Source organism: Streptococcus infantis SPAR10 (assembly GCF_000279535.1).
Lineage (GTDB): Bacteria > Bacillota > Bacilli > Lactobacillales > Streptococcaceae > Streptococcus > Streptococcus infantis_I.
This window is the reverse complement of the sequence record NZ_ALCH01000007.1, coordinates 1-18,384: the sequence shown is the minus strand read 5'-3', so window position 1 is coordinate 18,384 and position 18,384 is coordinate 1. Positions and strand designations below refer to the sequence as shown.

The 18,384-nt window shown below is 39.3% G+C and carries 17 protein-coding genes; 6 read left to right on the top strand and 11 right to left on the bottom strand.

From position 1 onward, the window contains the following. Positions 1-80 precede the first annotated feature (80 nt). From ezrA to SPAR10_RS09955, 6 genes are all read right to left on the bottom strand, one after another. On the bottom strand, positions 81-1,808 hold the full coding sequence (gene ezrA / locus SPAR10_RS09980) for a septation ring formation regulator EzrA (protein ID WP_004253859.1): 1,728 nt from the start codon (positions 1,806-1,808) through the stop codon (positions 81-83). 80 nt (positions 1,809-1,888) lie between these two features. Then, complete coding sequence (gene gyrB, locus SPAR10_RS09975) at positions 1,889-3,835, bottom strand: DNA topoisomerase (ATP-hydrolyzing) subunit B (RefSeq protein WP_004253857.1); 1,947 nt, start codon at positions 3,833-3,835, stop codon at positions 1,889-1,891. Between the two features lie 14 nt (positions 3,836-3,849). Further along, positions 3,850-4,413, bottom strand: a complete 564-nt coding sequence (locus SPAR10_RS09970; protein ID WP_025170584.1) for an HAD family hydrolase — start codon at positions 4,411-4,413, stop codon at positions 3,850-3,852. Between the two features lie 109 nt (positions 4,414-4,522). Beyond that, positions 4,523-5,071, bottom strand: a complete 549-nt coding sequence (locus SPAR10_RS09965) for a DJ-1 family glyoxalase III (protein WP_004253852.1) — start codon at positions 5,069-5,071, stop codon at positions 4,523-4,525. 10 nt (positions 5,072-5,081) lie between these two features. Next, the gene (locus tag SPAR10_RS09960) at positions 5,082-6,305 is read right to left on the bottom strand and encodes an FtsW/RodA/SpoVE family cell cycle protein (protein WP_004253849.1); all 1,224 of its coding nucleotides are present in this window, start codon (positions 6,303-6,305) and stop codon (positions 5,082-5,084) included. A 33-nt stretch (positions 6,306-6,338) separates the two neighbouring features. Further along, a complete protein-coding gene (locus tag SPAR10_RS09955; RefSeq protein ID WP_025170583.1) occupies positions 6,339-8,789 on the bottom strand; it encodes a bifunctional DnaQ family exonuclease/ATP-dependent helicase in 2,451 nt (816 codons plus the stop codon). A 120-nt stretch (positions 8,790-8,909) separates the two neighbouring features. Here SPAR10_RS09955 and SPAR10_RS09950 point away from each other — a divergent pair, with 120 nt between their 5' ends. Beyond that, positions 8,910-9,095: a hypothetical protein gene (locus SPAR10_RS09950; RefSeq protein WP_004253843.1), complete on the top strand. Its 186-nt coding sequence runs from the start codon at positions 8,910-8,912 to the stop codon at positions 9,093-9,095. 23 nt (positions 9,096-9,118) lie between these two features. Here SPAR10_RS09950 and SPAR10_RS09945 read toward each other — a convergent pair whose 3' ends face one another. The 5 genes from SPAR10_RS09945 to SPAR10_RS09925 form a co-directional block, all read right to left on the bottom strand. Next, complete coding sequence (locus SPAR10_RS09945; RefSeq protein ID WP_004253838.1) at positions 9,119-9,967, bottom strand: NAD(P)H-hydrate dehydratase; 849 nt, start codon at positions 9,965-9,967, stop codon at positions 9,119-9,121. 3 nt (positions 9,968-9,970) lie between these two features. Then, positions 9,971-10,795 (bottom strand): hypothetical protein, encoded by an 825-nt coding sequence (locus SPAR10_RS09940; RefSeq protein ID WP_004253835.1) that lies wholly within the window; start codon positions 10,793-10,795, stop codon positions 9,971-9,973. 120 nt (positions 10,796-10,915) lie between these two features. Further along, positions 10,916-11,773 carry a bifunctional methylenetetrahydrofolate dehydrogenase/methenyltetrahydrofolate cyclohydrolase gene (locus SPAR10_RS09935; protein WP_004253833.1) on the bottom strand — a complete coding sequence of 286 codons (858 nt, stop codon included), beginning with the start codon at positions 11,771-11,773 and terminating at the stop codon, positions 10,916-10,918. 528 nt (positions 11,774-12,301) lie between these two features. After that, positions 12,302-13,036, bottom strand: a complete 735-nt coding sequence (locus SPAR10_RS09930) for an amino acid ABC transporter ATP-binding protein (protein WP_004253831.1) — start codon at positions 13,034-13,036, stop codon at positions 12,302-12,304. After that, positions 13,036-13,719: an amino acid ABC transporter permease gene (locus tag SPAR10_RS09925; RefSeq protein ID WP_004253828.1), complete on the bottom strand. Its 684-nt coding sequence runs from the start codon at positions 13,717-13,719 to the stop codon at positions 13,036-13,038. Before SPAR10_RS09925 ends, SPAR10_RS09930 begins: the two co-directional genes overlap by 1 nt. Positions 13,720-13,924: 205 nt before the next feature. Here SPAR10_RS09925 and SPAR10_RS09920 point away from each other — a divergent pair, with 205 nt between their 5' ends. The 5 genes from SPAR10_RS09920 (at position 13,925) to SPAR10_RS09900 (ending at position 18,352) form a co-directional block, all read left to right on the top strand. Next, complete coding sequence (locus SPAR10_RS09920; protein WP_004253825.1) at positions 13,925-14,155, top strand: DUF1797 family protein; 231 nt, start codon at positions 13,925-13,927, stop codon at positions 14,153-14,155. 240 nt (positions 14,156-14,395) lie between these two features. Then, entirely contained in the window at positions 14,396-16,645 is a 2,250-nt protein-coding gene (locus tag SPAR10_RS09915) for an ATP-dependent Clp protease ATP-binding subunit (protein ID WP_004253823.1), read from the top strand. A gap of 89 nt (positions 16,646-16,734) precedes the next feature. After that, positions 16,735-17,184, top strand: a complete 450-nt coding sequence (locus SPAR10_RS09910) for an NUDIX hydrolase (RefSeq protein WP_004253820.1) — start codon at positions 16,735-16,737, stop codon at positions 17,182-17,184. Positions 17,185-17,247: 63 nt separating this feature from the next. Then, positions 17,248-17,547: a DUF1827 family protein gene (locus SPAR10_RS09905; protein ID WP_004253819.1), complete on the top strand. Its 300-nt coding sequence runs from the start codon at positions 17,248-17,250 to the stop codon at positions 17,545-17,547. Between the two features lie 172 nt (positions 17,548-17,719). Then, positions 17,720-18,352, top strand: a complete 633-nt coding sequence (locus tag SPAR10_RS09900; RefSeq protein ID WP_004253818.1) for a GNAT family N-acetyltransferase — start codon at positions 17,720-17,722, stop codon at positions 18,350-18,352. The last annotated feature ends 32 nt before the right edge of the window (positions 18,353-18,384 follow it).

Here is an 18,384-nt window from a genome sequence, read left to right as displayed (position 1 = left end):
TGAAAACATGGCAGGGAAAGATTTAAAATAAGTAAAGAAAAGTAAAAGAACCCTAGAAAAATCTAGGATTCTTTTATAAATTAGAAACGAATACTTTCTCTTGTTTTTTCATAAGAAGTAACGAAGCGATTGGTAACACCAGGCTCAGCAACTTCTAATGCTTGAGAGATTTTTTCGAAAGATGCTTGGTAGTCAAATGTTGTTTCAAAGATATTCAAAGCTTCTTGGAAAGCTTGTTGAATACGATCATCAAATGATCTGTAACGGTTCGAATATTGAAGCAATTGTTCTGTCAATGTTGCATTTTGAACGATACTGTATGTTTCTTCTTCTAACATATTCATATCATTTGTCGCAATCTCAAGGATACGATTCACAGATTCGATATTCACTTGCGCTTGTTCCAGCTCAGCCATCAAGTCTTCTGTACTGTGGCTTGCATCAAAGAAGAGCTTCAAGAATTTTTGTGGAATTCCTGGAAGATTTCTCTTCTCCATGTAGCGTTTAATCGTATGCAGACGGTTGACATATACATTTGCTTTTTGACGAGCATTGATGTCATCTTTTTCAATTTGAACGAGACGCTCACTAACACCGATTTGGTCATCTTCAATATCTTTTAATGTAGATTGGAGATTTTCCAAACGTTCTTGTAAGACAGAATATGCTTCTGAAACTTCTGACTCTGCATTATTCATTTCTTCAATAGTGGCATTCAAGGCTGAAATATCAGCTTGAAGACGACGAACTCGATTTACATCGCTCTCTGAAATCAAATAGGTTTTCCCAAGACGTTCGATATCTTTAACCAGTACCTGATTATTTTCTTTCAAGTGTTTAAGATAGGTAGGAAGGGTAGTTACCAATTTCTCAAAAGCTTTATGGGCTGCAATTTCACGAGTGAAAATATCATAAAGTGCATTGATTTCTTCTTGGATTTGAGTATTTTCATACTCTGCATTATCCAACTCCAATGTACGGATATTTTCGTGATTATTCTTCAAGGCTTCATAGAGAAGTTGAAGACGAGATTCGATATCAGTTTCTACAAAATGGTAGTTTTCATCTAAAAGCTTGCGGTAACCAGCTTCTAAATCTTCAAGTTGTTCTGGCAATTCAGTGGTAAGCTTAGTGACAATCGCTGGAATTCTTTCAACAATATGTGTCAAAGCTAAAATATGATTTTCAGCGTTATCTAAAATGCCTGCTGCTTCAACCGGATCTCCCGATGAATTCAAGGTTACAAATTGAGAAAACTCAGATTGGATGTTCTCCAATTGTTTTTCAATTTCTGGAAGAGCTTGACCATATTTTTCAGAATCTTCAGCTACAGTGTTTTGTAGTTTCTCAAATAAATCTAGGGCATGCAGAACACGTCCACTATTTTTTGACTCTTGTTTTTCCAACTCAGACAAGGCATTACGAATTTCTGCAATATCTTCTTCAACAAGTTGGATTTGACTTTCAATTTGATCAATCTGGTGCTTAGCTTTCAAGAAACGGAATGAGTTATTGTATCCTTCAGCTTCAAAGAGGTTATTCTCGATATCTGCAAAAGAGTTAAGAGACAAATCTACCCATTTTTGGTTCCATTCTCTAAAAGCAATCTGACTTTGACCGATCAGATGCATGTTTTTTACAACCTCTACCTCATCATTAACAGGAAGGTTATATAGTTCTTCTTTTCTTTCTTCTAAAGCTGCAAGTCTACTCTCATTTCGTTTACGTAGCAAAATTGCTACTGCAAAAGCAATAAGAAGCAGGACTGCAATTCCAATCAAAGTAATAATCAACTGATTATTTGACATATCAAACTCCTTTTATACATGACACAATTGTAATGATTATATCATATTTTTCAAACATTGGGAACTATTTCCCAATATTTTTATACGTCAAGAGTACTGTAAACAGCGTTTTCTTCGATAAATTCTCGACGTGGTTCAACTCGATCACCCATGAGCATATCAAAAATCTTATCTGCTTCTGCTGCGTCATCTACTGATACACGAGCCATGAGACGATGTTCAGGATTCATCGTAGTTTCCCAAAGTTGGTGGTCATCCATCTCTCCAAGACCTTTATAACGTTGAATGGTTGGTTTGGAACGACCTTCGCTGTAGCGAGCCAAGGCTTCTTGTAGGCGGACTTCTTGGTCTGCGCCAGGTTGAATATATTCCTTAATCTCACTACCAACTTTGACACCGTAAATTGGTGGTTGAGCGATATAAACATAACCAGCCTCTAGAACGGGTTTCATATAGCGATAAATCAGAGTTAACAAGAGAGTACGAATATGGGCTCCATCGACATCGGCATCTGTCATGATAACCAGTTTTTGATAGCGAGCTTTGCTAACATCGAACTCTGCGCCAAATCCTGTTCCCATAGCTGTGAAAAGACTGCGAATCTCCTCATTTGCAAGGATTTTATCCATAGTTGCCTTTTCAACGTTAAGGATTTTACCACGAATTGGTAAGATGGCTTGGAATTCACGATTACGTCCTGATTTTGCAGACCCCCCTGCAGAGTCTCCTTCGACGATGAAAAGTTCAGTTTCAGCTGGATTGTTTGATGAACAGTCCGCTAATTTTCCTGGAAGATTTGAAATTTCTAAACCAGATTTCTTACGTGTAACTTCACGCGCACGCTTGGCAGCAACACGCGCTTTGGCAGCCAAAATCCCTTTTTCAACGATGCGCTTAGCAATCTGTGGATTTTCCAAAAGGAAGTCAGAGAATGCATCGCTGAAGAGGCGATTGGTAATCTTTACAACTTCACTATTTCCAAGTTTTGTCTTAGTTTGTCCTTCAAACTGAGGATTTGGATGCTTCACAGAGATAACAGCTGTCAATCCTTCACGGACATCCTCACCTGTTAGGTTATCTTCGTTATCTTTTAGAAGTTTGTTTTTACGAGCATAGTCATTGATAACACGAGTTAAGGCTGTACGGAAACCTTGCTCATGTGTTCCACCTTCATGGGTATGAATATTGTTGGCGAAACTCATGACATTCTCGTGGTAACCCGTTGTGTACTGCATCGCGACTTCCACTGTAATATCATCCATTTCACCATCTGTGTAGATTGGTGTATCAAAGATAACATCCTTGTTTTCGTTGATGTACTCAACGTAGCTCGCAATCCCGCCTTCGTAGTGATAATGCTTGGTTTGTTCAAGTCCTTCACGTTTGTCAGTAATAGAAATTTGAAGCCCGCGGTTCAAAAAGGCTAACTCTTGAATACGTTTATTTAATTTATCAAAATCAAATGTCGTTGTCTCAGTAAAAATTTCTGGGTCTGGAGTAAAGTGAACGATTGTCCCTGTTTTATCCGTATCCCCGATCACCTCAAGGTCTGCAACAACATGACCACGACGGTATTCTTGGTAGTGAATCTTTCCATTTTTATGAACGCGAACATCCAACTGTGTTGAAAGAGCATTTACAACTGATGACCCTACACCATGGAGTCCACCAGATACCTTGTATCCGCCACCGCCGAATTTACCTCCGGCGTGAAGAACAGTAAAGACTGTTTCAACGGCAGGACGTCCTGTTTTCTCTTGGATATCAACTGGAATTCCACGACCATCATCGATAACTGTAATGGAATCATCAGGTTCAATAAAGACCTCGATATGACTAGCAAATCCTGCCAAGGCCTCATCGATAGAATTATCTACAATTTCCCAGACTAGGTGGTGAAGACCCTCTTTCGAAGTTGAACCGATGTACATCCCTGGACGCATACGAACAGCTTCCAGACCTTCCAAAACTTGAATTTGACTGGCATCATAATCTTGTGCCTGTTGGTTTTTAATATCTTCTGTCATTTTTCCCCTTTTTCTTACATGTCTATTGCTTGTTTTAAGGACACAATATCCTCAAAGAGATAGGCATCTAAGCCTGCAGCATGTCCTGCTTCTACATCAATGGCACGGTCACCAATGACTAGACCTGACGTTATATGATACTTATCACGTAAATAAATCATCGATTCAGGATCAGGCTTGCGTTTAAAACCTGAACTAGCCGTCACTACTTCTGTAAAGTAAGGAGCTATCTCAGTTTTTGCTAAAATCTCCAATACCTGATCGTTTCGATGAGAAACCAAGAAATTACGGCCACCTTGGTTTGATATTTCTTCCAAGAGTACCGGAATCCCATCAAATAAAACTGGGTGTTCAAGCTCACGGGCTTCATTTTCCTTATATTTCTCAAGAAAGTTTTCAATACCTGGAGCATACTTTTCGATAGCAAAGGCAGTCGATATCTTCAAAGCCTCGTAAACACTATCGTGTTCCTGCTCAATCCCGAACTCTGCTAATGTTTCTACAAAAGCTGCTGTAGAAGTTTCATAATTATCAAGCAGGGTTCCACCTAAATCCCAGATGTAATCGTGATATTTCATACCCTTCATTATACCATTTTTTATAAAAAAAGCGATGTTTACCTTGGTTTTTGCCATTAAAAAAGAGAAGAATCTTCTCCATCAAGAAAGATTCTCCTCCGTTTGTTCATTATTTTTCAAATAGGTCTGTGTAGAGCATGCCATTTCTTAGAGACTCAGCATCTCCGCCCAGTGTTTCAACCAAGTAGTAAGCAAAGGCTAAAGCTGTTGCTGGTCCACGGCTCGTAATGATATTTCCATCCACTACGACTGTTTCTTTGTGGTAGTGACCGTCAGCAATTTGTTCTTGGACTCCATCATAGCAGGTGAAGTTTCTTCCTTCTAGGAGACCAGCTCGATTCAAAGCAATTGGAGCAGCACAGATGGCTGCCACCTTTTTACCTATTTTCTCAAATTTTTGAAGTTCAGTGATTAATTGTTCATTGTCCCGCAAGTGGGCAGCGCCAGGCATACCTCCTGGAAGGACAATCATGTCATACTCTGATAAATCACCATCAAACACTCGATCAGCCTGAACTTGAATGGCATGTGAACCTGTCACTTTATCTTCAAATCCTACCATATGGCAGGTGATATTTGCGCGGCGCATGACGTCTACGACCGTCAAGGCTTCAATTTCTTCAAAACCATTTGCTAGGATAACTGCAACTTTAGGCATAGCGACCTCCTTATTTCACTTTTTTCAATACAACTTTTTTACGTTTGAATCTTGTTCGACCACTCTTTTCATCAGCCAAATGGGTTTGGTAGCTCATCGATAACAGCAAACCGACACCAATTAGATTACTGATAATAGCTGATCCCCCTTGGGAAATAAAGGGCAAAGGAATCCCTGTCAGAGGAAGAAGACCAGTAACCGCACCAATATTTTCAAAGATATGGAACAAGAGCATCATGATAAATCCAGTTGAGATGTAGGTATAAAATTGATTATTGGATTTTAGGGTAATCTTTAACATGCGATAGATGAGCAGTAGATAGAGTGCAACCACTACAACTGAACCAATAAATCCAAAATCTTCCGCAATTACTGTGAAAATCATATCACTCTCGCGGACTGGAATAAGGAGATTAGACACATTAAAGCCTTGACCAAAAATTCCACCGCTACCAATCGCAATTTGACCCTGCGCCTGTTGATAGGTAGTCGTTTGGGCATAATCAAAGGGATTGAGCCAAGCTAGGATACGATTTATCTGATAAGTTGGCATCCCAATCTGATGCATAAAGGCACGCCCGTCTTTTGTGATAAAGATTGCTAGGAATCCTGCAATCGCCGATACAACTACTACAAAAATTGGAATAATAATCTTCCAAGAAACACCAGACAATAAGACAAGTCCTGCAAAGATTGCGACAAAAACCATAGCTGTACCAAGGTCACTTTGCAAGGCTAGCAAAACCATAACTGGCATCGTGAAAACAATCATCCACAAAATTAATAAAAAATCTAAACCAATCGTTCGTTCTTTGTCTTTATGTTTCTTGGTAAAGGTTACGATAACGTATGCCAGCATCAAAATATAGGATATCTTCATGAATTCGGAGGGTTGAAAAAGTGTATAACCACCGATTGACACCCAGTTTTTCGCACCAGTTGCAGCTACTAAACTCGGGTTGTAGAAGACTAAAGGCAAGACCATCAAGGCTAGACCGAGTCCATATAAATAAGGCGTGGACTGCCAGAGAAATTTTGTGTTAAAAAACATGACTATGAAGCTAAAAACAATCCCTAGCGATATCCAAGCCAGTTGTTGTCCAAGTATGGACCAAACATTGTTTGGGTAGTCATGACTAACTGCTATATAAATAGCTACAACTCCAATCACCAACAAACAAAATACTGGTAATATTAAACTATAATCGACCCTAGAGTCGAGAGAACGTTTCATAAAAGGCCTCCTTCATTCTTTCAGGTATTCATTTCATTGTTTATTTAAAAATTCTTGAACTTTTGAGAATACTTGCTCTCGGCTAATATTCCTTACTCGACTGGTACGAGACAGAGCCTTGCTGATTTGTTTGCCATATCGTTTACTTGACATACGGCTATCTAAAATCAAAACTGCGGAGCGTTGACCAACTCGGCGCATGGTTCGTCCAATCGCTTGCTTAAGACGAATAATGGCCATAGGTAGCTGATAATCGTAAAAAGGATTTTTTCCTTCCAAACGAAGTTCTTGATTCATCTTTTTAGTAAAGGGATCTTCTGGATTTTGGAAAGGCAAACGAGTCACCACTTCAATCACTCGAGGATGTCTTGAAAAATCGACACCTTCCCAAAAACTTCCCGCCCCAAGCAAGAGCTCACGCTCGCCTCTTTCAAAGCGTTTTTTCAATTGGGCTGGTTCTCCGTGCTTGTACTGGGCCAGATGGGGAACCCTCAAAGCATCTGAAACTTGCAACAATAAGTCTTTTGCAGTAAATAAGATTAGAATGGGTTCTTCAAGCTGGAATAATTCTTCTAGAACTTCTACAATTGCTTGTGCATATTCCTCGGATGAAATTTCTGTCACCAACGGAAAATCCTTCACCAACAAGATTTCCTGATTTTCCTGAAACTGTTCGTCCATGCAGTAAAAGGCAGCTTGAGGAAAACCTAACAATTCTGGTAAAGAAACCCTACTACTAATTTCAAGGGTTGCAGAGATTCCTAATAGCTGACAGGATTCTGGGAAAATCTGAGAAAAGAGCAAACGATGATTGCGACTTGAAGTGATTTCAACCTTCTTACTAGACACATCTGAAGTCGATAACCAAAATTCTCCCTCAGATGTAAAAAATCTCTGATAGTCTTTAAATTCTGGTAAATTCAACTCAGAAAAATCTTGGTGGAGCTTGTCAATGCTACTAGCTGGGCACATCTTCCGTTTACCAGATAGAAACTGATCGAGTAGGTAAGAAACTTCAAAACGAATACTTTCTAGCAAGCGTCTTTGAAGCATACCTTCTTCTCTCGATAAAGATTGGTCTAGTTGATCTAGCAAATCCGTTAACAAATAAGTTTTACGAGAAAGATTTTCCAATGTCAACAAGACTTTCTGGGCTTCATCTAAAATCAAGAGACGCCCTTCTAAAAGACTCGGATCATCTTCAAGTCGAGTAACGAGGTAAGCATGATTGGTCACAAGCAACTTACAAGAACGAGCCTTGTCCTGACCTCGTTTCCAAAAATCCTCTAGCCAAAAGAGAGAGTCTTTGTGAAGGTTGCCATCATGAACCAAGTTTGGTAAAAACTGCTGGTAGCGATATAGCTGACCAATCTCGTCTAAATCTCCTGTATCTGTTTCAGTCAACCAAACTAGAAGTTGCATCTTGAATCGTGTATACAGACGATTGGACTCTTCTTCCTCTAGAACTGTATGAAAGGCATCTAGCTTCAAGTAATTCTGAGGACCTTTAAGACTCTGAATAGAGATATGGAAAATCTCTTCTAGTCTTTTAGCCTCCTCTTGTATCACCTGATTTTGAAGGATTTTAGTCGGAACACTGAGTAGGATTCCCCCTTCATTCTCAAGTGACAAGGCCGGTAGCAGGTAACCATAGGTTTTCCCAATTCCTGTTTGAGCCTGAATAAAGGAAATGACTTCCCCTTGTAAAAACTCTTGAACCTTTTGGGCAAATTCTTCTTGTTGACTTCTCTCCTCCAAACCTAGCAAGGCAATATTAGTTTGGAAATCTTTTGAGAGTTTGCGTGGAGAAAGGACTGGCTTCTCTTTTCTTAAGAATAAGCCTTGTACTTCTACCAAATCATGCTCAACGAGGAGAGACTGTTTCTGATAAACTTCCTCGATGACTAGGTAAGATTCATAGAGTAAGCTGTCTGATAAACTCAATAAGCGCTCCAACAACCCTTTTGGCAGTCCAAACATCTTTTGTCTCATACAAAGAAAGAGTTCTGCTGTTGCTTGAGCATCAGATAGGGCTGAATGGGCTTGCTCTAGAGGAATCCCCAACTCTTGGCAAAGAATACCGAGATTATACTTCTCAAGCTGAGGGTAAAAGACTTGAGCCAACTCCACTGTATCGATACGAGGCGTGCGCAATTCATAACCCTCAAAAAAGAGGAATTCTGCCAATAAATTAGCATCGAACTGAACATTGTGCGCAACAAAAATACCGTCTTTGACCAGTTCAAAAATCTTTCCAGCCACCTGAGAAAACTCTGGAGCCTTTGCCAAACGTTTATCAGTCAAACCCGTTAATTCTTTGATATGAGAATCCAAGCGTTCATGAGGGTTGACATCAGTCGCATACTGTTCAACAATCTCACCATCTTCAATGACTACAATTCCCACTTGGATGATTTTCGCCTTACTTCCAGTACTTGTTGCTTCTAAATCTACAACCACATACCGATTATTTCTAAAGTTCATCACTAAAAATTATATCAAAATTTGCACCATTTGACACCCCTGAACTTTATTTGAAGAGTCAAGTTTCTTGCAAGATTTGAAAAAAATGATTGGATAGAATTGTAGAAAAGGAGGGAACTCATGAACCCATTAGATTTGTTTAATCAAGTAAAGGAACTCATTGAGAACAAAGATTTTTCTGCAGCAAAAACGTTTGTTGATGAAAACAAAAATCAACTCAGTGAGTACCTAAGCCAAGCACAAGTTTTGGTCTCAGGATCAGAAGGACTTAACGGTCTTGTAGATAAGGTCAAAGGCCTCTTCTAATCATCAAAAGACACCTGAAAAAATCAGGTGTCTTTTTGTATTTTTTTCATGAATGCAGGGATATGTTGACTAATCGTGGTTGGCAGAACTACAAAGTTGTCCTCAGCTAGTTCTTGGGCAATGGCTGAATGTAGATAGGTCGCTACCGTCACTCTTTCATAGAGACTAACTTGTGGGAATTGACCAGCAAAACCAGCAATCATCCCAGCTAGGGTATCTCCCATGCCCCCAGTCGCCTGATAAGGACCACCAACACCCAGTTGATAACAATCAGCTTGAGCTGCTTGCCAGATTCGAGTAGCAGGACCTTTTTGAACTAGAATCATCCCAGTAGGAAATTTCTTCAAGGCCTCCCCTGTTTCATCGGTTCCTTGGGAAGTCAAATCTAAGCCTGACAAGACTTGCCATTCCCTTTGATGTGGAGTTAAAACAAGCTGAGCCTTAGGAAATTTCATTCCCGTCTTAGCAAAAATGGATAGGGCACCACCATCCAGTATGAGGGTCTGATTTTGGACTAAATGATGAAAGACTGTTTGGAGAAGCTCTTCTCCACGCTCATCATCCACTAGTCCAGGTCCGACCAAGACAATATTAGCTTTCTGCAACTGTTGCTCAAGTAATTGCTTATCATCAAGGTCAAAAGCCATAGCCTCTGGCAGATGGCTATGTAGAGCTGGAATATTCTCTTCATCCGTTGCTACTGTCACCAAGCCTGCACCACTTCTAACAGCCCCTAAAGCAGCCATAATAATCGCTCCCTCATAGGGATACGTTCCCCCAATCAAGAGAAGACGACCGTAGTCTCCCTTATGACTAGAACGAGGACGCTCGATGATTACTTTTTTCAGTAGAGCTTGATCAATCTCTTTCATACACTACTCCTTAAACTTATCCTTACTTTGTAGCACTTGATTAACCTTGGTATTCCAAGCCTGTAACCCTTCTCCCTCATAGTCTAGGTAAATCACTCTATCTTGTAATTGACAAGGAATCAAACCTTCAAAACAAGCCTTATCTTTTGACGGGATGATACACAAATGAAGAAAGGTATCCAAATCTAAACTATCTCTTACCTTCGCAACATGATAGCCATCAAAGATATAACCTGGCGCTTGAATTAATTCTTCATACAGAAAATGAAAACTAACGCCAGGAATGAACTTTTCTTGCAATTCCTCCTCAGACGGTGCCCGTCCTAACAAACGCTCCATAGCGAGTCGGTAACCCGAAGACGTATTAGACCATCCGAACATGATATAGTCAAAATAGTCTGCTGGATCAGAAGCTGCATTACGACTATCTGTAACTAGCTCAGCCCCACTTTTACCAAATATTTTTACCGCCGACATAAGTTTTCCAGTCTGAAAAATCGCCTGAGCCACCTCAACTGTACAAGTATGACTACAAAAATTTGAAGTAACCAACTTCCTATGAATATCATAAGTAGAAGCTACAAGGCGATGACTTGGCCTGTAGGGAGGAAAATAGCTATGCTCTTGCAAGTAATCATGAATTTGTATATTTAATTCAAAATCCTCACATTCCATAATGGTCTGACGACAATGGTCCTGTTCATAAGCAATAAACTTTGCTAGCTTCTCCAATTCCCATTCTTGAATATGTGGATAGTTTTCAAGAGCAAATTGATAGATTCCATCCCACTGGAGACTATAATCTGCATTACAAACTTTTACAATCACCTAATCACCTCTACTTCATTATACTACAAAAAAATAAAGAAAAACATCAATTGAAATAAGTATCTTTACAGCAAATGAAAAGTCGAGATATCACTATCTCAACCATTTTTCATCATAAACTTAATTTTTATCCAGCGTTCTTAAAGCAGCCTGATAAGTCTGTTCCATCAGCATGGTAATGGTCATTGGACCAACTCCACCAGGTACAGGGGTGATATGACTAGCAATTGGTGCAACAGCATCGTAATCAACATCTCCACAGAGCTTGTCATTTTCATCTCGGTTCATCCCTACATCAATGACAACTGCACCTGGTTTGACAAAGTCAGCAGTCACAAACTTGGCGCGACCGATAGCTACGACCAAAATATCGGCTTTAGAAGCTACTTGGGCTAAATTATGGGTGCGAGAGTGGGTCAAGGTTACAGTTGCATTTTTAGCCAACAGTAACTGGGCCATAGGCTTCCCGACAATATTGGAACGACCAATTACGACCGCATTTTTACCTTCCAAGTCAATCCCATATTCATGAAACATTTCCATAATCCCTGCAGGTGTTGAAGGAATCATAACTGGGTGACCAGACCAGAGGCGTCCCATGTTGAGAGGATGGAAACCATCCACATCCTTTTCAGGATCAATAGCTAGTAAAACAGCTTCTTCATCGATGTGTTTTGGTAATGGAAGCTGGACCAAAATCCCATGCCATGCTGGATCTTGATTGTATTTAGCGATTAATTCTAACAATTCCTCTTGAGTAATGGTCTCCGGAACTCGCACGACTTCACTTTGGAAGCCTGCAGCGATAGCAGAACGCTCCTTGTTGCGTACGTAAACTTGGCTTGCTGGATTTTCTCCGACTAAAATAACGACCAATCCTGGAACCAAACCTGTCTCTTCCTTTAATTTAGCTGTTTTTTCAGCCAACTGTCCTTGTAGCTTGGCTGCTAAAGCCTTTCCATCAATTATCTGTGTCATGTATTTTCTCTTTTCTAACAAATATTTTCTATTATAACAAAAAATCGTTCTGCATTCTAACACTTCTTACCTAAGATACCCTATAGTCTGAAACTATAAGAAAAATCTCAGTTGGAGAACTAGGTATTCTCTTACTGGAGGATAAAGGAACTCCACAGAATAAAGATATTAATTTTTGATTCTGCATTTAAAATAATGTATAATGTAAGTAATGGAAGTCTTACAATAAAAGGAGGAAAGCCATGCCAATCTTTAATAAATATATACTATTTTTTATATTTCTTATACTAGCATTATACTCTGATAAGCTTTTCAAAAAGAACCAACAAGTTTGGAAAATTATTTTCGCAGTATTAGGTATACTTACAAGCATTACCTTCTTATTTTAACTACAAAAAGTAGGCATCAGCATTTGCTGATGCCTACTTTTTATTTATAACTTTAATCTAAACTAAGTAATGAAGTTTTGCTCTAACTTGTCGAACTATCCACCTAAAAAAAGTCGAAATGGATATAATTTTACGACTCTTACAAAACCTTACTCAAGAAATCCTTGGTTCTTTGTTCTTGGGTTTGTTCAAAAACTTGCTCTGGAGTTCCGTCTTCGACAACGACACCGTCAGCCATAAAGATGACACGATCCGCCACCTCACGAGCAAAGCCCATTTCATGCGTTACGATAACCATGGTCATTCCTGACTGAGCAAGTTCTTGCATAACTGCTAGTACTTCTCCTACCATTTCTGGGTCTAGAGCAGAAGTTGGTTCATCAAAGAGTAGGACATCTGGTTCCATAGCAAGACCACGGGCGATAGCGATACGTTGTTGTTGCCCACCAGACAGACTTTGTGGATAAGCATCTGCCTTATCTGGTAACCCAACCTTTGCCAAAAGCTCATGGGCTCTCTTTTCAGCAACTGCCTTACTTTCCCCTTTAGTCTTAATAGGAGAGAGTGTAATATTTCCCATTACCGTCATATTTGGGAAGAGATTGAATTGTTGGAAAACCATTCCCATCTTTTCGCGCATGGCAAAGAGGTCATTTTTCTTATCGGTAATGTCAACACCTTCAAATATAACTTTTCCTTTAGTAGCTTCTTCGAGGAGATTCATCGAACGAAGGAGGGTTGACTTACCGCTACCAGAAGGTCCGATAATCACCACTACTTGTCCTTTTTTGATTTCAAGATCAATTCCTTTTAAAACTTCATTTTTCCCAAAGTTTTTATGAAGGTTTTCAATTTTTATAAGTGTTTCAGTCATTATTTCTTATCTCCTTGTCCCATACGATTTTCAAAAGCTTTCAAGGCCAGTGTCAAGATAGAGGTCATAATCAAGTAGTAAAAGGCTGCAAATAAGAGCGGTGTTAAAGGTAGGTAAGTAGTTGTTGATACTGTAGTAGCTCCATTCCACAACTCCATAACCCCGATAGCTGACAAGAGCGAGCTATCCTTGATAATAGTGATAAACTCATTTCCTAGAGAAGGTAAGATATTTTTGATAGCCTGGGGCAAAATGACATAACGCATGGCATTCTTAGGACGAATACCTAGTGAATAAGCTGCTTCTAATTGTCCCTTTGGCACTGCATTAATCCCAGCACGAACTGTTTCTGATACATAGGCACCACTATTCATAGAGATAATCAAAATCCCCGGAATCAAGCGAGTCAGATCAACATCTAAGATCCCAATTTGAATAGTCGGAGCACTAATATGCATCAAGGCAAATGCAATCATAATCTGCACCATCATCGGAGTCCCACGGAAGACCCAGATATATAGATTAGCAAACCAGGCAAGTGGTTTAATCTTTGAACGTTGTGCAAAGGCCAGCAGCACTCCTAGAATGGTCCCCAAGAAGACTACCAAGATAGATATGATAATTGTTACAACGGCTCCATAGTTAAAATATGGTAGATATTTCGGTAAAAAAGAAAAATTCATGGATACTCTACTTTCTGTTTTTAATATTTAAACTTAAAACTTGTATAAGGATAACATATATTGCATAAAAATTCAACATTTTCTCCTAATATTTTCAATAAATTTTCAAAGACGATAGAAATAGCGAGAAATCTTAGTTTTTTTCTAGTCAAGTCGAGTCTGTTTATGGTAAAATAGTAAAGATAAGAAATGGAGGAGAATCAAAATGGAATCACATTTGGTTAGAATCATCAATCGCTTAGAAGCAATGACTAAAGATGGTGGTAACTTGAAACGTAACTTTGAGCGCGAAGGAGTTGTTGTCGCAGAGGTTGCTTTTAACCACGACGAAGAAAACGGACCACTCTTTACACTTCGTGACGTTGAAGCTCGTGAAACATATACATTTGATAGCATCGACCTCATTGCGATGGAAATCTACGAACTTTTATACTAATTGTTGAATAAATGCCGGAGAAGTCTCCTGCTTTGACCAATGAAAATCCTTTTTGCATGACAAATAGGATTTTTCTTTTTATCCCTATATTTCATCTACAAAACTCTTTTATCATGAGTTCTAAGACTCAATCTTTTTACTTGCTTTCCCCTTCAATCATGATATAATGAGACTAAAGAACTTTGACTATTTTTGACCTTTCTGTTTTAGTCAAAGCCAAGAAAGAAACGAGGTAGTGATATGCTCTGTCAAAATTGTAAAATCAATGATTCTACGATCCATCTTTACACCAATCTTAATGGGCAACAAAAGCAAATCGATCTTTGCCAAAATTGCTACAAAATTATCAAAACAGATCCTAACAATAGCTTATTCAAAGGCATTACAGATTTAAACAATCGTGATTTTGATCCATTTGGAGACTTCTTTAACGATCTGAATAACTTTAGACCTTCTTCAAATAATAATGTTCCTCCAACCCAGTCAGGTGGTGGAAATGGTGGCAATGGTGGTTTTGGTTCCCAAAATCGCGGGCCAGCTCAAACACCTCCTCCTAGTCAAGAAAAAGGACTCTTGGATGAGTACGGTATCAACATAACCGAGATTGCCCGCCGTGGAAATGTCGACCCTGTTATCGGTCGCGACGAAGAAATCATCCGTGTCATTGAAATTCTCAACCGTAGAACCAAAAACAATCCCGTCCTTATCGGAGAGCCTGGTGTTGGTAAGACAGCCGTTGTCGAAGGCCTCGCTCAAAAAATTGTAGATGGTGATGTTCCCCACAAACTTCAAGGGAAAGAAGTCATCCGTTTAGACGTTGTTAGCCTTGTCCAAGGTACAGGAATTCGTGGACAGTTTGAAGAGCGCATGCAGAAACTCATGGAAGAAATTCGTGAGCGCAAAGATGTCATCCTCTTTATCGATGAAATTCACGAGATTGTCGGTGCTGGTTCTGCCGGAGACGGCAATATGGATGCAGGAAATATCCTAAAACCAGCTCTTGCTCGTGGCGAACTCCAACTAGTTGGTGCTACTACCCTCAATGAATATCGCATCATCGAAAAAGATGCTGCCCTTGAACGTCGTATGCAACCTGTCAAAGTTGATGAACCAACTGTGGAAGAGACTATTATTATTCTCAAAGGTATCCAAAAGAAATACGAAGATTACCACCACGTTCATTATACAGATGCTGCTATCGAAGCTGCTGCTACTCTTTCTAACCGCTACATCCAAGATCGTTTCTTGCCGGACAAGGCTATTGACCTCCTAGATGAGGCTGGTTCTAAAATGAACTTAACTTTGAATTTTGTGGATCCTAAGGTCATCGACCAACGCTTAATCGAGGCAGAAAATCTCAAGGCCCAAGCAACTCGAGATGAAGATTTTGAGAAAGCAGCCTACTTCCGTGACCAGATTGCTAAATATAAAGAAATGCAAAAAACAAAAGTAACGGATCAGGATACTCCAATCATCAGCGAAAAGACGATTGAACACATTATTGAACAAAAGACCAATATTCCGGTTGGTGATTTAAAAGAAAAAGAACAGTCTCAACTCATCAACCTAGCAGACGACCTCAAGGCTCATGTTATCGGTCAAGATGATGCTGTTGATAAGATTGCCAAGGCTATCCGTCGTAACCGTGTTGGGCTTGGAACACCAAACCGTCCAATTGGTAGCTTCCTCTTTGTTGGTCCTACAGGTGTCGGTAAAACAGAACTGTCTAAACAACTAGCTATTGAGCTTTTTGGTTCTGCTGATAGCATGATTCGCTTTGATATGAGTGAATACATGGAAAAACACAGTGTTGCTAAACTCGTCGGTGCCCCTCCAGGATACGTTGGTTATGATGAAGCAGGTCAGTTGACAGAGAAAGTGCGTCGCAACCCTTACTCACTTATCCTCCTTGACGAGGTTGAAAAAGCCCATCCAGATGTTATGCATATGTTCCTTCAAGTATTGGATGATGGCCGCTTAACGGACGGTCAAGGACGCACTGTTAGCTTTAAGGATGCCATCATTATCATGACCTCAAATGCAGGTACAGGAAAAGCTGAAGCAAGCGTTGGATTTGGTGCAGCTAGAGAAGGTCGTACCAACTCTGTCCTTGGAGAATTAGGCAACTTCTTTAGTCCAGAATTCATGAACCGCTTTGATGGTATTATTGAATTTAAGGCTCTCAGCAAGGAAAATCTCCTACAAATCGTTGACCTTATGTTGGAAGATGTGAATAAACGTCTCTCAAGTAATAACATCCATTTAGATGTAACAGAAAAGGTTAAAGAAAAACTTGTAGACCTTGGTTACGATCCAAAAATGGGAGCTCGTCCACTCCGTCGTACCATCCAAGACTATATCGAAGATGCCATTACAGACTACTATCTTGAAAATCCGAGTGAAAAAGACCTCAAGGCAGTCATGACAAGTAAAGGTAAAATCGTGATTAAGTCCAAAAATAAAACGGAAACAGTCGAGTCAAACGACTAGTTCCTCACATACAAAAGAATGTTCTTACTTGACAGTGAGAGCATTCTTTACTATTATAGAAAGAAAGCGCACTCACGAAGGAGAACTTTATGACAAATCCAACATTTGGAGAAAAAAAAGAGGGAGTAACCTACAAAAATAGATATGGCGTTTATGCAGTCATACCTGATGCAAACCATGAAAAGATTATCCTCGTACAAGCTCCAAATGGTGCATGGTTCTTACCAGGGGGCGAAATTGAAGAAGGTGAAAATCACCTTGAAGCTCTCAAACGAGAATTGATTGAAGAATTAGGATTTACAGCTGAAATCGGCACCTACTACGGGCAAGCTGATGAATACTTTTACTCTAGACATCGTGACACCTATTACTACAATCCAGCCTATCTCTACGAAGCTACTTCTTACCAAGAAATCCAAAAACCTCTCGAGGACTTCAATCACTTAGCTTGGTTCCCAATCGATGAAGCTATTACTAACTTAAAACGTGGAAGTCACAAATGGGCGATCGAAGCTTGGAAAAAACAACATCAAATTTAAACTATCTTTACCAAATTTCCCAAAAAGTGCTATAATAGACATAGATATACAGGAGGAAACCCTATGAAGCTTATCAATACTACAAATTCACACTCGCAACTTGTTAAAAGTCAGCTAGAAAGCACAGACGCAACGCTTGTAGAGGTTTATTCTGCGGGAAATACAGATGTTATTTTTACTCAGGCTCCACTTCATTACGAAATCCTCATTTCCAATAAACATCGTGCAATCCGGGAAAAAGAAATGGAAATAATCAAAGAATTTTTCCTCAGTCGTAAAATTAATCAACAGGCTATTGATAAGGCAAATATTAAAACCCTCTATTCTGATAAATTGATTGAGATTTCAATCCCTACAAAATAGAATTAATCTACCCTACAGTTAAAACTGCGGGGTTTTTTAATACCTTTTCTTGTTTATATCTTTAAATAAATTATTGTGAATAAAGCTTTTTTGTGAAAAATTCACATTTCAATCGAAAAATGTGAGAAATTTCGTTATAATAGATAGAGAGATTTTAATGAAGGAGTTTGATATGAAAGAAATAGTATACAGAGAAGCCAGGCTAGATGAATATCAAAAAATTGGAAAAGTGTTGGCTGGTGCCTTCATGGACTACCCTTTCATGACTCTTATCAAAGACGATTTAAAAAAAACAGAATATTACCCAGCATTCTTAGAATTATTGGATAGCCTTCTGACCAAACTCTATATCAAAGGAGAGACCTGTATAGTCGCTGAACGAGACGGGGAAATCATGGCCGTTGCCCTCCTGCAACAAAAGGATTTTTCCATTCTATCTTATTTGCTGAATGGTATGGTCAAGCTTTTCCGCTTTATTACTCCTCGCAATCTCTTGAAATATCTTGATTTGGTGGAACGTTCCGAACAGCATTTGAAAAGATCAGGAAATTTTGACTGGTATTTGATGATGTTGGGAGTCAACGCTTCTAGTCAAAACCAAGGAATCGGGAGTGCTTTTCTACAAGAAGGTGTTGAACCTTATCTTAAATCCAAAGGCTGCAAACGCTTGGGCTTGATTACTAGTACTGAAAAAAATGTTTGCTTCTATGAAAAAAACAAGTATGAATTACTAGATTCGATGATGTTAGAATACGGAACAAAATCTATTGGAAACTGGGCTTTTGTAAAAATCCTGGATAACTAATTTTAAACATAAAAAAGATTGGTCTAAGGACC

What these genes read in the sequence shown, in the direction of transcription:
- SPAR10_RS09970 (WP_025170584.1), bottom strand. Translation starts at nt 4,413, where the DNA reads ATGAAATATCACGATTACATCTGGGATTTAGGTGGAACCCTGCTTGAT.
- SPAR10_RS09950 (WP_004253843.1), top strand. Translation starts at nt 8,910, where the DNA reads ATGAACCCATTAGATTTGTTTAATCAAGTAAAGGAACTCATTGAGAAC.
- SPAR10_RS09965 (WP_004253852.1), bottom strand. Translation starts at nt 5,071, where the DNA reads ATGCCTAAAGTTGCAGTTATCCTAGCAAATGGTTTTGAAGAAATTGAA.
- SPAR10_RS09920 (WP_004253825.1), top strand. Translation starts at nt 13,925, where the DNA reads ATGGAATCACATTTGGTTAGAATCATCAATCGCTTAGAAGCAATGACT.
- SPAR10_RS09930 (WP_004253831.1), bottom strand. Translation starts at nt 13,036, where the DNA reads ATGACTGAAACACTTATAAAAATTGAAAACCTTCATAAAAACTTTGGG.
- SPAR10_RS09905 (WP_004253819.1), top strand. Translation starts at nt 17,248, where the DNA reads ATGAAGCTTATCAATACTACAAATTCACACTCGCAACTTGTTAAAAGT.
- SPAR10_RS09925 (WP_004253828.1), bottom strand. Translation starts at nt 13,719, where the DNA reads ATGAATTTTTCTTTTTTACCGAAATATCTACCATATTTTAACTATGGA.
- SPAR10_RS09960 (WP_004253849.1), bottom strand. Translation starts at nt 6,305, where the DNA reads ATGAAACGTTCTCTCGACTCTAGGGTCGATTATAGTTTAATATTACCA.
- gyrB (WP_004253857.1), bottom strand. Translation starts at nt 3,835, where the DNA reads ATGACAGAAGATATTAAAAACCAACAGGCACAAGATTATGATGCCAGT.
- ezrA (WP_004253859.1), bottom strand. Translation starts at nt 1,808, where the DNA reads ATGTCAAATAATCAGTTGATTATTACTTTGATTGGAATTGCAGTCCTG.
- SPAR10_RS09910 (WP_004253820.1), top strand. Translation starts at nt 16,735, where the DNA reads ATGACAAATCCAACATTTGGAGAAAAAAAAGAGGGAGTAACCTACAAA.
- SPAR10_RS09945 (WP_004253838.1), bottom strand. Translation starts at nt 9,967, where the DNA reads ATGAAAGAGATTGATCAAGCTCTACTGAAAAAAGTAATCATCGAGCGT.
- SPAR10_RS09935 (WP_004253833.1), bottom strand. Translation starts at nt 11,773, where the DNA reads ATGACACAGATAATTGATGGAAAGGCTTTAGCAGCCAAGCTACAAGGA.
- SPAR10_RS09955 (WP_025170583.1), bottom strand. Translation starts at nt 8,789, where the DNA reads ATGAACTTTAGAAATAATCGGTATGTGGTTGTAGATTTAGAAGCAACA.
- SPAR10_RS09900 (WP_004253818.1), top strand. Translation starts at nt 17,720, where the DNA reads ATGAAAGAAATAGTATACAGAGAAGCCAGGCTAGATGAATATCAAAAA.
- SPAR10_RS09915 (WP_004253823.1), top strand. Translation starts at nt 14,396, where the DNA reads ATGCTCTGTCAAAATTGTAAAATCAATGATTCTACGATCCATCTTTAC.